Origin of the sequence: Aeromonas allosaccharophila (genome assembly GCF_000819685.1) — a bacterium.
Classification (GTDB): Bacteria; Pseudomonadota; Gammaproteobacteria; order Enterobacterales; family Aeromonadaceae; genus Aeromonas; species Aeromonas allosaccharophila.
Genome location: NZ_CDBR01000007.1, coordinates 51,166 through 65,151 on the forward strand (window position 1 = coordinate 51,166; position 13,986 = coordinate 65,151).

General features: G+C 56.9%; 17 protein-coding genes. 15 read left to right on the forward strand and 2 right to left on the reverse strand.

The genetic code is table 11. From position 1 onward, the window contains the following. Nucleotides 1–102 precede the first annotated feature (102 nt). Together BN1115_RS01600 and BN1115_RS01605 are read right to left on the reverse strand one after the other, a co-directional pair. The gene (locus BN1115_RS01600; RefSeq protein WP_042655781.1) at nt 103–987 is read right to left on the reverse strand and encodes a LysR family transcriptional regulator; all 885 of its coding nucleotides are present in this window, start codon (nt 985–987) and stop codon (nt 103–105) included. Between the two features lie 111 nt (nt 988–1,098). After that, the gene (locus BN1115_RS01605) at nt 1,099–1,680 is read right to left on the reverse strand and encodes a Maf family protein (RefSeq protein WP_042655812.1); all 582 of its coding nucleotides are present in this window, start codon (nt 1,678–1,680) and stop codon (nt 1,099–1,101) included. Between the two features lie 119 nt (nt 1,681–1,799). Between BN1115_RS01605 and yceD the strand changes: the two genes are divergently transcribed. From yceD to BN1115_RS01680, 15 genes are all read left to right on the forward strand, one after another. Further along, nucleotides 1,800–2,321, forward strand: coding sequence for a 23S rRNA accumulation protein YceD (gene yceD / locus BN1115_RS01610; RefSeq protein ID WP_042655813.1), 522 nt, complete (start codon nt 1,800–1,802; stop codon nt 2,319–2,321). Nucleotides 2,322–2,340: 19 nt separating this feature from the next. Further along, nucleotides 2,341–2,508, forward strand: a complete 168-nt coding sequence (gene rpmF / locus BN1115_RS01615) for a 50S ribosomal protein L32 (protein ID WP_005300935.1) — start codon at nt 2,341–2,343, stop codon at nt 2,506–2,508. Between the two features lie 9 nt (nt 2,509–2,517). Beyond that, nucleotides 2,518–3,537 carry a phosphate acyltransferase PlsX gene (gene plsX / locus BN1115_RS01620; RefSeq protein ID WP_042062911.1) on the forward strand — a complete coding sequence of 340 codons (1,020 nt, stop codon included), beginning with the start codon at nt 2,518–2,520 and terminating at the stop codon, nt 3,535–3,537. Nucleotides 3,538–3,544: 7 nt separating this feature from the next. Further along, on the forward strand, nt 3,545–4,504 hold the full coding sequence (locus BN1115_RS01625; RefSeq protein ID WP_042655782.1) for a beta-ketoacyl-ACP synthase III: 960 nt from the start codon (nt 3,545–3,547) through the stop codon (nt 4,502–4,504). 71 nt (nt 4,505–4,575) lie between these two features. Further along, nucleotides 4,576–5,511: an ACP S-malonyltransferase gene (fabD, locus tag BN1115_RS01630; protein ID WP_042655783.1), complete on the forward strand. Its 936-nt coding sequence runs from the start codon at nt 4,576–4,578 to the stop codon at nt 5,509–5,511. Between the two features lie 13 nt (nt 5,512–5,524). Next, nucleotides 5,525–6,259, forward strand: a complete 735-nt coding sequence (gene fabG, locus BN1115_RS01635; RefSeq protein WP_042062908.1) for a 3-oxoacyl-ACP reductase FabG — start codon at nt 5,525–5,527, stop codon at nt 6,257–6,259. Nucleotides 6,260–6,417: 158 nt separating this feature from the next. Continuing rightward, nucleotides 6,418–6,654, forward strand: coding sequence for an acyl carrier protein (acpP, locus tag BN1115_RS01640; RefSeq protein ID WP_005300909.1), 237 nt, complete (start codon nt 6,418–6,420; stop codon nt 6,652–6,654). 82 nt (nt 6,655–6,736) lie between these two features. Continuing rightward, nucleotides 6,737–7,978 (forward strand): beta-ketoacyl-ACP synthase II, encoded by a 1,242-nt coding sequence (gene fabF, locus BN1115_RS01645; protein ID WP_042655784.1) that lies wholly within the window; start codon nt 6,737–6,739, stop codon nt 7,976–7,978. 68 nt (nt 7,979–8,046) lie between these two features. Continuing rightward, on the forward strand, nt 8,047–8,853 hold the full coding sequence (gene pabC, locus BN1115_RS01650; protein ID WP_042655785.1) for an aminodeoxychorismate lyase: 807 nt from the start codon (nt 8,047–8,049) through the stop codon (nt 8,851–8,853). Continuing rightward, entirely contained in the window at nt 8,843–9,844 is a 1,002-nt protein-coding gene (gene mltG / locus BN1115_RS01655; protein WP_042062905.1) for an endolytic transglycosylase MltG, read from the forward strand. The genes pabC and mltG overlap by 11 nt, the downstream gene beginning before the upstream one ends. After that, entirely contained in the window at nt 9,844–10,485 is a 642-nt protein-coding gene (gene tmk / locus BN1115_RS01660; RefSeq protein ID WP_042655786.1) for a dTMP kinase, read from the forward strand. Before mltG ends, tmk begins: the two co-directional genes overlap by 1 nt. Continuing rightward, nucleotides 10,470–11,417 carry a DNA polymerase III subunit delta' gene (gene holB, locus BN1115_RS01665; protein ID WP_042655787.1) on the forward strand — a complete coding sequence of 316 codons (948 nt, stop codon included), beginning with the start codon at nt 10,470–10,472 and terminating at the stop codon, nt 11,415–11,417. The genes tmk and holB overlap by 16 nt, the downstream gene beginning before the upstream one ends. 25 nt (nt 11,418–11,442) lie before the next feature. Continuing rightward, nucleotides 11,443–12,222: a TatD family hydrolase gene (locus BN1115_RS01670; RefSeq protein ID WP_042655788.1), complete on the forward strand. Its 780-nt coding sequence runs from the start codon at nt 11,443–11,445 to the stop codon at nt 12,220–12,222. Nucleotides 12,223–12,594: 372 nt separating this feature from the next. After that, nucleotides 12,595–13,536, forward strand: coding sequence for a site-specific integrase (locus BN1115_RS01675; RefSeq protein ID WP_232093645.1), 942 nt, complete (start codon nt 12,595–12,597; stop codon nt 13,534–13,536). A 173-nt stretch (nt 13,537–13,709) separates the two neighbouring features. Beyond that, complete coding sequence (locus BN1115_RS01680) at nt 13,710–13,982, forward strand: RepB family protein (protein ID WP_275058273.1); 273 nt, start codon at nt 13,710–13,712, stop codon at nt 13,980–13,982. Nucleotides 13,983–13,986: the final 4 nt, after the last annotated feature.

A 13,986-nucleotide genomic window follows, 5' to 3' on the forward strand; every position in this document is an offset into this window, starting at 1 on the left:
ATTCCTTTAGACAAGCGTTATCAAATGGCGCCAGTCTAATTGAATCACTCCTTGTGATTAATCCCGTCTATCTATGCTTCTATGTCTCGTAATTTGTGACAATCAGCCGAATAACAACGCCGATTCTGCCAACAGACTCTCTATCAGCAGACGGGCGGCATGGGTCATCCCCTTGCGGCTGGGATACACCAGCCAGGCATCATCGAGATAGACCTTGTGGGTCGGCAGGATCTCCAGCAATTCGCCACTGGCGACCTGTGCCTTGACACTCAGCTCGGGCAGCAGGCTGATCCCGGCCCCCTTGAGCACCGCGTAGCGGATATAGTGGCTGCTGTTGGAGATGAGCCGGCTGCTGACCTTGAGCGGGCCGGTATTGAAGTTCCAGCAATCCTCCAGCTCGCCGCTGGCCAGGCGATGGATCAGCAGGGCGTGTTGATGAAGATCGTCAAGTTGTTGCGGCATGCAGTGGGCGGCCACATAGGCCGGGCTGGCGTAGAGTTTGCGTGAGACCGTGGTCAGGGGACGGGCGACAAACGAGCTCTCTTTCATCTCGCCAATATGGACGCAGGCATCGAGCCCGTAGTTCATGATGTCGTGATAACCGAGGTTGCTGACGTGGGTCTCCAGGGTGATGAGGGGATACTTGTCGAGAAAATTGACCAGCAAGTCGTGGGCCAGTATGTCGGCATCCCCGATCAACCCCAGCTTGACCGAACCGGTAGGGGCCGAACTCTGGTTCTTGATGCTCTGGTTAAGAGTCTCTAGTCGCGGAATGATCTCCTGCAACTGCATAAAATAGTCGGTGCCGGCTGGCGTCAGGGTTAGCTTGCGGGTGGTGCGGGTAAACAGCTTGCAGCCCAGAGCATGTTCCAGATCGCCAATGCGTCGGCTGACCTGGGCCCGTGGCACATCGAGGGAGTGTGCCACGGCGGCAAAGTTGCCCAGTTCGACCACAGAGAGAAAAAGCCTCAAATCATCTATACGCACAATCAGGATCCCGGTTGATAGGGTTGAAGCGGCGCGCCAGTGCGCCACCTGTCATAAGCATTTGTCAGGCAGGCATCTCAGCGAGACGGCGGGTTGCCAGCACACCGGACATCAGGGCAGGGCGATGCCGTGGCGATCCAGCAGCTCGATCAGACCGATCAGCGGCAAGCCGATCAAGGCATTGGGGTCGCGCCCCTCCAGCCCTTTGAACAGCACGATCCCCATCCCTTCACATTTGAAGCTGCCGGCACAATCGAGGGGCAATTCTGCTTCTACATAGCGGCGAATGGCGGCTTCATCGAGGTTGCGAAAATGGACGGTGAAGGGTTCCACCAGTTGATGAGCCTCACCGGTTGCGGCATTCACCACGCACAGGCCGGTATAGAAGGTAACACTGCGCCCTTGGGCCGCCATCAGCTGGGCGATGGCATTGTCGATGGTGCCCGGTTTGCCAAGGATGCGACCATCGCAGACACACACCTGATCAGATCCGATGATCAAGCCGTGATCACGTTGCCCGGCGATGGCATCAGCCTTGGCGCGGGCCAGTCTGGCTACCAGCGCGTTGGCGGATTCGCCAGCCAGCGGGCGCTCATCAACGTCTGGGGCGGCACATTCAAAGGGGAGGCCAAGCTTCTCCAGCAGGGCTTTGCGATAGCGAGAAGTTGAGGCGAGGATAAGATTCTGTGGCATAATCCGAATACCGATGAAAGCGAGTACCGGCATTCTAGGGACTTGTGACGTTAAAATCATCGGCGGTAAGGACTTTTTCCTTTGACTATCAGTTGTTGGACCTATATTATTCGCGCCCTATGCAAAAGGTGAAGTTGCCCGTTAAGGTTGATCCAGTCCGTAGTGCCTTGAAGCTGCTCGATTACATCGGGATAGTGGAAAAGTCGCAGATGCCCAGGCTGGAGGAATCAACCGCTGGCTTGCAGAGTGATATCGATGTATCACTGCACTTTGGCAAAGATGTCCAGAAGTTGACCGTTATGAAAGGCACTGCCCATGCCAAGGTTGACTTGGTTTGCCAACGTTGCGGAGAGACATTCGAACACCTCTGTGAAGCTGAATTTATATACACTCCGCTGTTCGAAAGAACAAACGAGGAAGAACTGCCGGAAGCTTATGAGCCCATTGAGTTGGACGAAAACGGCGAGATAGATCTTCATAAAATCCTGGAGGATGAACTTATCCTCTCGTTGCCTCAAGTCGCAATGCATCCTATGGATGCCTGCCCGAGAGGTAACATGGAGATGACCTGGGGTGAAATCGAACCTGCTGATGAGCGGCCGAATCCCTTTGCAGTTCTTGAAGAGCTTAAACGTAAGTGAATTTAGGAGTTAGCCTACAATGGCCGTACAACAGAACCGTAAAACCCGTGCCAAGCGTGGCATGCGTCGTTCCCACGATGCGCTGACCACCGCTGCCCTGACTGTTGATCAGACCAGTGGCGAAATTCATCGTCGTCACCACGTGACTGCCGATGGTTTCTACCGCGGTAAAAAGGTAATCGCTTAAGGATTGCCTTTGTCTACGCAAACTGTCGCGCTAGACATCATGGGGGGAGATATTGGCCCCTCGGAAACAGTGCCTGCCGCCGTGCAGGCACTGTCTCTTTTACCCCAGCTAAAACTGATCCTGGTCGGCGACCAGCACCAGACCTCTTCTTTGCTGCAGCAACATGGCTTGCTGAATCATCCCCGCGTCCGTTTCGTACATGCATCCCAGGTGGTTGGCATGGGCGATAAACCGATCGTGGCGTTGCGTACTCTGAAAGACTCCTCCATGCGGGTGGTACTCAATCTGGTGAAAGCCGGTGAGGCCGATGCCTGTGTCAGTGCCGGCAATACCGGCGCGCTGATGGCGATGGCCAAGTGCGTGCTCAAATCCCTGCCGGGGGTAGACAGACCGGCCCTCATCAAGGCGTTGCCGACCTTGAGCGGTAAACGCACCGTGATGCTGGATCTCGGCGCCAATGTCAGTTGCGATGCCGATACCTTGCTGCAGTTTGCAGTGATGGGCTCCGTCGTGGCCGAAAAGGTCGAAGGCATTGCGTCACCTCGTGTTGCCTTGCTCAACATCGGCGAGGAGGAGATCAAGGGCAACGATCTGGTGCGTCACAGCGCCGAATTGTTGCGCCAGTGCCACGCGCTCAATTATGTCGGGTTCGTCGAAGGGGATCGCATCTTCAGCGGTGACAGCGATGTGATTGTCTGTGACGGTTTTGTCGGCAATGTCGCCCTCAAAACGGCAGAAGGGGTGGTGCGGATGATGGCCCAGCTGGCCGGATATCCCCGCAAGAAACGCAGTTTTCTTGGCCGGATCGCCGGATTTATGTTCAAACGGCGTTTTTCTTACCTGAACCCCGACCAGTATAACGGGGCAAGTCTGTTAGGATTGCGCGGCATTGTGGTAAAAAGTCATGGGCGGGCCGAACGGCGCGCCCTGTGTAATGCGATCCTGCTGGCCGCACAAGAGGCCAAACATCAACTTCCACTGCAAATAGCAGATCGCCTTGAAGCTGTCTTCTCTGACAGGGATCTATAAGAACTCTATGCATAGCAAAATTCTAGGTACTGGCAGCTACCTGCCGAGTTCAGTGCGTACCAACGCCGATCTCGAGCAGATGGTTGAGACCAGTGATGAGTGGATCGTGGAACGCACCGGTATCCGTGAGCGCCGTATTGCCGGGGCTGACGAAACCGTTGCCACCCTCTCTTACCAGGCCGCCCTGCGGGCCCTGGAAGCAGCCGGTCTGACCGCTGCCGATCTCGATATGATAGTGCTGGCCACCACCAGTGCTGAAAATGCCTTCCCGGCTGCTGCCTGCGAGCTGCAGGGGTTGCTCGGCGTACCGGGCATTCCTGCCTTTGACGTGGCTGCAGCCTGCGCCGGTTTCACCTACGCACTCTCCATTGCCGATCAGTTCGTCAAATCCGGCGCCGCCCGCCATGTGCTGGTCGTCGGGGCCGATGTGCTCTCCCGCATGTGCGATCCGCAAGATCGCGGCACCATCATCCTGTTTGGTGACGGGGCAGGGGCTGTGATTGTCGGTGCCAGCGAGACGCCGGGCATCCTCTCTACCCATCTCCATGCCGATGGCCGTTATGGCGAGCTGCTCAAACTGCCTCACCCCCGTCGCGGCATGCCGGGTGCCGAGCTCGAAGCCTACATGTATATGAAGGGCAACGATGTTTTCAAGGTAGCGGTCACCCGTCTGAGCGAGATCGTCACCGAAACGTTGGCCGCTGCCGGTATCGAACCGAGCGAGCTGGACTGGCTGGTGCCTCATCAGGCCAACTTCCGCATCATCAGCGCCACGGCCAAGAAGCTCGGCATGAGCCTCGATAAAGTGGTGCTGACCCTCGACAAGCACGGCAATACCTCTGCCGCTTCCGTTCCGGTCGCCTTCGACGAAGGGGTTCGGGATGGCCGGATCAAACCGGGTCAGCTGGTACTGCTGGAAGCCTTTGGCGGCGGTTTTGCCTGGGGCTCGGCGCTGGTTCGCCTCTGATCTTCGGCGGGATGGTGTACCCATCATCCCGTCACCGATTTCATTTTTGTCTTATCTAAAAGGAATCAATGATGACCCAATTTGCCATTGCCTTCCCGGGACAAGGTTCCCAGTCCGTTGGCATGCTGGCCGAGCTGGCCGAACAACATGCCGTGATCAAGGAGACCTTCGCCGAGGCGAGCCAGGTGCTGGGTTATGACCTGTTTGCCCTGGTGATGGATGGTCCGGTTGAAGATCTGAACAAAACCTGGCGCACCCAGCCGGCGCTGCTGACTGCCTCTGTCGCCCTGTGGCGTCTGTGGCAACAGCAGGGTGGGGCAACGCCTGCCGTGATGGCGGGCCACAGCCTGGGTGAGTACTCCGCGCTGGTTTGCAGCGGCGCACTCGATTTTGCCGATGCGGTCAAACTGGTCGAGCTGCGTGGCCTGGCAATGCAGGAAGCCGTACCGGAAGGCACCGGCGCCATGGCTGCCATCATCGGTCTGGACAACGAATCCATCGCGGCCAACTGCGAAAAAGCAGCACAAGGGCAGGTGGTCTCTCCGGTCAACTTCAACTCCCCGGGCCAGGTGGTTATCGCCGGGCACAAAGAGGCTGTTGAACGAGCCAACGTGCTGATGAAAGAGTCGGGCGCCAAGCGTGCACTGCCGCTGCCGGTCTCCGTTCCATCTCACTGCGCGCTGATGAAACCTGCCGCAGAAAAACTGGCAGCTGCGCTGGACGGGATCGAGATCAAGGTTCCAACCATCGCGGTCATCAATAATGTCGACGTATCCTGTGAACAGGATCCGGCCGCCATCAAGCAAGCGCTGGTGCGTCAGCTGTTCAGCCCGGTTCGTTGGACCGAGACTGTCGAGCGGATGGCCAATGAGGGCGTAACTCTCGAGATCGAGATGGGACCGGGCAAAGTGCTGACCGGGCTCGCCAAGCGCATCGACAAGCGCGTGGAAGGTATTCACGCCAACGATGCCGCCTCTTTCGAGCAGGCGCTGGCCCAGATCAAGTAAACAGGAGCAAGTGATGAGTTTTACCGATAAGGTAGTGTTGGTGACCGGTGCCAGTCGTGGCATCGGCCGTGCGATTGCCGAGACTTTTGCGGCCCGTGGCGCCAAAGTCGTCGGGACGGCCACCAGCGAGAGCGGTGCCGAGGCGATCAGCGCCTATCTGGGCGACCATGGTTGCGGTATGGCGCTGAACGTGACCAGCCAGGAATCCATCGAAGCCGTCTTTGCCGCCATCAAGGCGCGCTTTGGCGACATCGACATTCTGATCAACAACGCGGGGATCACCCGTGACAACCTGTTGATGCGGATGAAAGATGACGAGTGGAACGAGATCATCGATACCAATCTGACCTCGCTCTACCGTCTGAGCAAACCGGTGTTGCGTGCCATGATGAAGAAACGTCACGGTCGCATCATCAGCATTGGTTCCGTGGTAGGCACCATGGGCAATGCGGGTCAGGTCAACTATGCTGCCGCCAAGGCGGGTCTGGTTGGTTTTACCAAATCGTTGGCGCGGGAAGTGGCATCCCGTGGTATCACAGTGAACGCGGTTGCCCCTGGTTTCATCGAAACCGACATGACCCGTGCCCTGAATGACGATCAACGTGCCGGCATCATGAGTCAGGTGCCTGCCGCCCGTTTGGGTGATCCAAAAGAAATTGCCGCAGCTGTGGTATTCTTGGCTTCTGATGAAGCAGCCTATATCACCGGCGAAACCCTGCATGTTAATGGCGGGATGTACATGGTGTAATCAATTTGTCGTGAGATCTGTTCAAATTTGCGATAGTACGCCGAAGTTTGGCACATTTCGTGGTTTGACCAGCGGCAAGCTACTTGCAAACTCACGTCAATTGAATAAACTACCCCAACCAGACGCAAATAGCGTATTTTTAAAGGAAAATTCAGGTCATGAGCAACATCGAAGAACGCGTAAAGAAAATCATCATCGAACAACTGGGTGTTAAAGAAGAAGACGTCAAGAACGCTGCCTCCTTCGTCGACGACCTGGGCGCTGACTCTTTGGATACCGTTGAACTGGTAATGGCGCTGGAAGAAGAATTCGATACCGAAATTCCTGATGAAGAAGCCGAGAAGATCACCACTGTTCAAGCGGCTATCGATTACATCACCGCTAATCAGGAATAAGTTCCTGTTCTGAAAGAAGCGGCCCAAGGGCCGCTTCTTTTGTATTTGTTTCCTTTCAAATCACCTCTCGGAGACTACCTCAGTGTCAAAACGCAGAGTCGTGGTGACCGGCTTGGGGATGCTTTCCCCGGTGGGTAACACTGCCGAATCCAGCTGGCAAGCACTGCTCAACGGGCAGAGCGGCATTTCCCTTATCGATCACTTTGATGCCAGCGAGTTCGCAACCCGCTTCGCAGGTCTGGTCAAAGATTTCGATCCCGAGCAATACGGCATCAACCGCAAAGAAGCCCGCAAGATGGATCTCTTTATCCAGTACGGCGTGGCGGCGGGGATCCAGGCGCTGGATGATTCCGGCCTGACCATCAATGAAGAGAATGCCGAGCGTGTCGGCGTGGCGATTGGCTCCGGTATCGGCGGTCTGGGTCTGATTGAACAGAACCACAGCAGCCTGATCAACGGTGGCCCGCGCAAGCTGAGCCCCTTCTTCGTACCGTCCACCATCATCAATATGGTGTCCGGTCATCTCTCCATCATGAAAGGTCTGCAAGGGCCGAACATCGCCGTGACTACCGCCTGTACTACCGGTACCCATGCCATCGGCATGGCCGGTCGGATGATCGCCTACGGTGATGCGGACGTGATGGTGGCTGGCGGCACTGAGAAAGCCTCCACCCCGATGGGGATGGGGGGTTTCGCGGCGGCCAAGGCGCTCTCCAACCGCAATGACGAGCCGCAAAAGGCGAGCCGTCCGTGGGACAAGGATCGCGACGGTTTTGTGCTGGGTGACGGTGCCGGTGTACTGGTGCTGGAAGAGTACGAACACGCCAAGGCCCGTGGCGCCAAGATCTACGCCGAGCTGGTCGGTTTTGGCATGAGCGGCGACGCCTACCACATGACTGCGCCTCCCGCCGATGGCAACGGTGGCGCCCGCGCCATGAAAAATGCCATCAAGGATGCCGGTATCGCCCCCGAGCAGATTGGTTACATCAACGCCCACGGCACCTCCACCCCGCTGGGTGACGTGGCCGAACTGCGTGGTATGAAGTCGGTGTTTGGTGAGCACGCCAAATCCCTGATGATCAGCTCCACCAAGTCCATGACCGGTCACCTGCTGGGCGCCGCCGGTGCCATCGAGGCGATCATCACAGTGTTGGCACTGCGTGATCAGGTGGCGCCGCCCACCATCAACCTGGACAACCCGGATGAAGAGTGCGATCTGGATCTGGTGCCCCACGTGGCCAAGTCAGGCTGCTTCGAGTACGCCCTCTCCAACTCGTTTGGATTTGGCGGCACCAATGGCTCGCTGATCTTCAAACGCGTATAATTTGCCGCAGGGCAAAGACACAGGCCCGATACTGCCGGTATCGGGCCTTTTTTATCGGAGGGATCCCTTTGCTTATCAATGGAATGAAGCTTGATACCATCTCGGCCCATGATCGGGGGCTGGCCTATGGTGACGGTCATTTCACCACCATGGCGGTCAGGGATGGTCGTGTATTGCAGTGGCCTGCCCATCTGGCACGGCTGCAGCAGGCCAACAATCGGCTGGGATTGGCTGATCCTGACTGGGGTCTGTTGAGCCAGGAAGTTGAAGAGATGGTGGCCAACCAGTCACAATGCGTGGCCAAGATGATCCTGACCCGCGGCGAGGGTGGCAGGGGCTATGATGGCAGCGGATGTCAGCACTCGACCCGCATTGTCAGCCTGGCGCCATTTCCTACCCACTATGGCCAGTGGCAACAGCAGGGTATCGAGATGGTGGTGTGCCGCCAGCGGATCGGCGATGCCCCAATGCTGGCCGGGCTTAAAACCTTGAATCGTCTGGAGCAGGTGTTGCTGAAAAGCGAACTTGTCAGCCGTGATGCAGTCGAAGGGATAGTGCTTAACAGCCGCGGTTTTCTGACCGAAGGGGTCAGTGCCAATCTGTTTTGGCGTCGGGGCAAGACGGTGTTTACGCCGGATCTGGCCCGCGGTGGTGTCGATGGCATCATGCGCCGCCAGGTGATGGCGATGCTGAAACAGATGAGTATTGAGTTGCGTGTGGTAGAGGCTCCGCTGGAGTCACTATGGCAGGCGGAAGAGGTGTGGCTCACCAATACCCTGATGGGGGTGGTGCCGGTCAACGGCATCGAGGATATTCATTATCCCGCAGCGGTATTGAGTCGCCGTTTACAGGAGCGTTTGGTCATTGAAGTTTAATCGGCTTTACACCCTGCTCGCGGGGGCGGCACTGACTGTGGCCGTCGCCGGGGGCTATGTATATCACAAATGGCAACAGGTGGAGACGCTCACCAACAAGGGGCCGACCCGGCTCTATACGGTGGAGAAAGGCGCTCATGCTGCGCGCCTGATCGCCGAATTGGGGGAGGGGGAAACCAGCCCGTGGGCGGTGCGACTCTGGCTGCGCGGCCATCCCGAACTGGTGGCCATCAAATCGGGCACCTATGAGATCAAGGAAGGGGCCCCCCTCAAGGAGACCCTCTCTCTGTTTGCATCAGGCAAGGAGTTTCACTTCAGCCTCACCTTCGTTGAAGGTTCCCGTTTCGAGGATTGGCAGAAGCAGCTCGCCAGCGCTCCATATCTCGAGCGGTTGACCGTTGAGCAATCCGAAGCCGATCTGGCGCAGGAGCTCGGCATCGAGAATGGCAAGCTGGAGGGGTGGTTCCTGCCGGAAACGTACGCCTATACCACCCATGCCAGCGATCTCTCGATCTTGCGCCGCGCCCATCAGGATATGGAGACCTTCCTGCAGCAGAGCTGGGAGAAACGTCAGGCCAACCTGCCTTACAAAACGCCCTATGAGGCGTTGATCATGGCCTCCATTATCGAGAAAGAGACTGGCCAGCCGGACGAGCGGGCGCAGATCGCCTCCGTATTCGTCAACCGTCTGCGTTTGGGGATGAAGTTGCAGACTGATCCCACCGTCATTTACGGGGTGAAGGATCGCTACGATGGCAACATTCGCCGCAGTGATCTGACCGACAAGAATCCCTACAACACTTATGTGATCGACGGTCTGCCGCCCACGCCTATCGCCATGCCGGGCAAGGCCTCCATCGAAGCAGCGCTCAACCCCAAATCGACCGACTATCTCTACTTTGTCGCCAAGGGGGGCGGTGCCCACTATTTCTCCAAGACCCTCGATGAACACAATCGGGCGGTTCGCGAATACATATTGAAGAAATCCTGATGTCTAAATTTATTGTTATTGAAGGTTTGGAAGGGGCAGGGAAGAGCTCTGCCGTACGTTACGTCACAGACTATCTGCAACACCACGGTATCGACCGGATCGAGTGCACCCGCGAGCCGGGTGGTACCCCGCTGGCCGAGCGGATGCGTGCCATCGTCAAAGAGGTGCACGACGAGCGCCTCACCATCGAAGCCGAACTGCTGCTGATGTATGCCTCCCGGGTACAACTGGTGGAGACCCGCATCAAGCCCGCGCTGGCCGACGGTGTCTGGGTGGTTGGGGATCGCCACGATCTCTCCTCCCAAGCGTATCAGGGCGGTGGTCGCGGTATCGATCCCCAGCTCATCGGTGCCATCAAGCAGGCGGTACTCGGCAACTTCAAGCCGGATCTCACCCTCTATCTCGATATTGATCCCGCCCTTGGCTTGCAGCGCGCTCGCCATCGTGGCGAGCTGGATCGCATCGAACTGGAGCAACTGAGCTTTTTCGAGCGTACCCGAGCGCGTTATCTCGAACTGGCCGCCAAGGATGATTCCATTGTGGTGATCGATGCGGCGCAAACGCCGGAACAGGTCAAAGCGGCCATCGAGCGTGCATTGGATCACTATCTGTCGAACGAGCGCCTATGTATCCCTGGCTGATCCCCGACTGGCATGCCCTGAGCCAGACGGCCCAGTCCGGTCGTCTCGGCCACGCCTGGTTGCTGCTCGGCGATCCCGGTCTTGGCAAGGAGCAGCTTGCCGAGCGGTTGGCACGCTTGCACCTTTGCCAGCACCCCGATCGCGGAGAACCGTGCGGTCAGTGCCACTCCTGCCAGCTGTTTGACAAGGGTAACCACCCGGATCTCGGCACCATCGCTCGCGATAGCAAGACCATCGGGGTCGAAGCCATTCGCGAGATCTGCACCCGGCTGCAGGGCTCTGCCCAGCTCGGCCGCGGCAAGGTGGTGATCATTCCTGATGCAGAGCGGATGACCGAATCGGCGGCCAACGCCTTGCTGAAAACCCTGGAAGAGCCAGCCGGCGACAGCTTGTTGTTGTTGATCGCCTCCCAGGTTTCGCGGTTGCTCCCCACCATTCTCAGTCGCTGTCATAAACATGTCTGTCAGTTGCCTGCGGAAGGGGAGACGGTACGCTGGTTGGCCGAGCAGGGTCATCAGGCCACGTTGGCTCAGGTGCGGATCTGTCAGGGGGCCCCGCTGCGGGTACTCGACTATATCGAGCAGCAACAGGACGGTACTCGCCGCGAATTGCTGGAACAGTTTGTCGCCCTGAGTCAAAGTCCGGTCAAGGCGACGGCACTGTGCAGCCAGCTGGGTCAGGAGACGCAGGTCAGGTTGCACTGGTTGCAGCTCTTCTTGTGCGATGCCCTGAAAACCCAGGCCGGATGTGGTCACCATCAACTGGCGATGCCGGATCTGGCTATTTTGAGTCAGCGGTTAGCGGAGCTGCACTCCAGCGAAAAACTGCTGGAGGCAGAACAAGGTCTGGTTGACCTCAAGGCCGCTTGCCAGCCGGGGCAGCTCTCCAATCCCACCATCCATTTGATGAACTGGCTCAGTCGCTGGTTATAAGTACCGACAAGCAGAAAGGTTTTATATGTTACTCGTTGATTCCCACTGTCATCTCGATCGCCTCAGCTATGGCAGCAAGCAGACCAGCATGGCCGATGTACTGGCCAAGGCCGCGAAACTGGACGTGGGATATTTTCTCTGTGTCAGTGTCACTCAGGCACAGTTCCCGAGCATGCTCGAGGCGATTGCCTCCTATCCCCAGGTGTTTGCCTCTTGCGGGGTACACCCGCTCAATCAGGAACCCGGTGTCGATGCCGCCCTGTTGCTGACCCAGGCGGCAGATGAGAGAGTAATCGCCATCGGCGAGACCGGTCTCGACTACTTCTACTCCCCCGAGAACAAAGAGGTGCAGCAAGCCTCTTTCCGCGAACATATCCGGGTTGCCCGCGCCCTGAACAAGCCGCTGATCATCCACACTCGCGATGCCCAGCAAGATACCTTGCAGATCATGCGTGAAGAGGGAGCTGATCAGGTTGGCGGTGTGCTGCACTGCTTCACTGAATCCCTCGAGATGGCACAAGCGGCGATGGCGATGGGGTTCTATATCTCCATCTCCGGGATCGCCACCTTCAAAAATGCGTCCGCCCTGCAAGAGGTGGTCAAGGCTCTGCCCCTCGACCGATTGCTGGTCGAGACCGACTCGCCCTATCTTGCTCCCGTTCCGCATCGGGGGAGGGAGAACGAGCCCGCCTTCGTGCGAGATGTTGCCCAGTTTATTGCCGACCTGCGTCAGATCCCGCTTAGCGAATTGGCAGAAGCGACCAGCCGGAATTTCTTTGAACTGTTCAAACTGGCGAAAAAATAACACAGAAGCCCCGTTGTTCGGGGCTTCTTTTATTTCAAATACCAAGCTGATTACCCACCTGAATATCAACTCCGCACTACGTTATCTCTCACTCGCCCAACCAATTCAACTCGTTCATCCATACAAAACCGTGTCGAATAATACTCCTATGTTTCGTCTGTTCACTGTGGCCAATGGGTATTAAAACAGCATGCTATAAGTATCGATAATATTCATTATCGATACTTGATGTCTGTGGGGGATCCTGTAAGATCCTCTCAAACTTCATATGAATCATAGTGTTCCGTGGCATATCCAACCTTGTCCAGTCCGGCTCATCAGTCACTGCAGACTGTTTTCGATGCGCAGCTAAATAGTCGGGCACGCCGCTTTTTGCGCAGTGCAAAAGCGGATTCCACCCTCAATGCCTATCAGGCGGATACCCGTATTTTTGTCTTCTGGTGCCAATTGCACGGGCTGGATCCGCTGCAAACCACCCATCACGACATCATGAACTTTCTGGCAGATCAGGCCGATGGCGTATTGGCCGACTGGGTTTGGCTGGATAAAGAGGAGGGGAAGGGGGAGCTGCGTAACGGTGAACCTCGTAAACCGGCAACCCTGGTAAGGCGTCTGGCGGGGATCCGTTATGCCTTCAAGCAGAAAGGCATTCATCCCATGCCCACCGAACATCCCGAAATCAAGGAGATGATGCGCGGTATTGTCAGGTTGGGGGATAACCGCAAACGCAAAACCGGCGCCCTGACGTTACAGCCATTGACCCAGGTGCTGGATGGCATCGACACCCATGATCTGGCGGGCTTGCGCGATCACACCCTGCTACTGCTGATGTTCAGTGGTGCTTTACGCCGTTCGGAAGCGGCGCGAATTGAAGTGAGCGATCTCGATTTTGTGGGGCAGGGGATCCGCCTTCGTCTCAAACCGAGCAAGCATCAGCTCCATGAAACCGAGATAGCCCTGATCCCGGGCAAGCACTACTGTCCCGTATCAGCACTGCAAAACTGGCTGCGAAAAAGCCGGATCAACGAGGGGCCACTGTTTCGGCGCATGAATCGCTGGGGCCAATTGATGGCCGAACCACTTGGTCCCCAGGGCATTAACCTGATGATCAAGCGGCGAACCGGTCAAGCCATCGATGATCTCTACGTCAGTGGCCACAGCCTGCGCCGCGGATTTATCACCTCAGCGGTGACTGCCGGCAAACCGATGAACAAGATCATCGAAGTGACGCGCCACAAGGATATGCGGACCCTGCAGGAGTACTTCGATGACGCCCATAAGTTCTCCGATCATGCGCTCGATGGTTTGCTTTGATATGACTGCGTTACTGCATATTTTATGTTAAATGATATCTTGTTGATCTGATGATATATTTGCCGAGCAGCCAACAGCCCAAGGTGGAAGGGCCATCGTCCAATGGATAAGGGCAGGCTATGAGAGATAACAAATCCGAAAATAGGGCATTGCAAGGACATATGAGCCAGGAAATGACAGCGCGTGAAGAGCAAGAAGCGGCCCCCCAAAACAATGCCGAGCGGCAGCGCCAGCATGTAAAACGCAAGCAGGAGACCCATACCCGATTGCAATGCTGGATCAGCAATCGCCATGCCGAACGATTGGCCGCTCTGGGTATCCATCTCGAAGACAGTCAGGCATCACTCATCGAGCAGGCGATCGATCTGCTCTATCAACATGAGCTGGGCAGGGAATCCCTGTTTGAAAACAGAGTTGCCACGCTGGTCGAAGAGACTGTTGAATAGCGCC

Excerpts from the sequence above, each read along its gene's own strand:
- BN1115_RS01670 (WP_042655788.1), top strand. The coding sequence starts at position 11,443 with ATGTTACTCGTTGATTCCCACTGTCATCTCGATCGCCTCAGCTATGGC.
- BN1115_RS01625 (WP_042655782.1), top strand. The coding sequence starts at position 3,545 with ATGCATAGCAAAATTCTAGGTACTGGCAGCTACCTGCCGAGTTCAGTG.
- fabD (WP_042655783.1), top strand. The coding sequence starts at position 4,576 with ATGACCCAATTTGCCATTGCCTTCCCGGGACAAGGTTCCCAGTCCGTT.
- tmk (WP_042655786.1), top strand. The coding sequence starts at position 9,844 with ATGTCTAAATTTATTGTTATTGAAGGTTTGGAAGGGGCAGGGAAGAGC.
- rpmF (WP_005300935.1), top strand. The coding sequence starts at position 2,341 with ATGGCCGTACAACAGAACCGTAAAACCCGTGCCAAGCGTGGCATGCGT.
- holB (WP_042655787.1), top strand. The coding sequence starts at position 10,470 with ATGTATCCCTGGCTGATCCCCGACTGGCATGCCCTGAGCCAGACGGCC.
- BN1115_RS01680 (WP_275058273.1), top strand. The coding sequence starts at position 13,710 with ATGACAGCGCGTGAAGAGCAAGAAGCGGCCCCCCAAAACAATGCCGAG.
- acpP (WP_005300909.1), top strand. The coding sequence starts at position 6,418 with ATGAGCAACATCGAAGAACGCGTAAAGAAAATCATCATCGAACAACTG.
- BN1115_RS01605 (WP_042655812.1), bottom strand. The coding sequence starts at position 1,680 with ATGCCACAGAATCTTATCCTCGCCTCAACTTCTCGCTATCGCAAAGCC.
- yceD (WP_042655813.1), top strand. The coding sequence starts at position 1,800 with ATGCAAAAGGTGAAGTTGCCCGTTAAGGTTGATCCAGTCCGTAGTGCC.
- fabG (WP_042062908.1), top strand. The coding sequence starts at position 5,525 with ATGAGTTTTACCGATAAGGTAGTGTTGGTGACCGGTGCCAGTCGTGGC.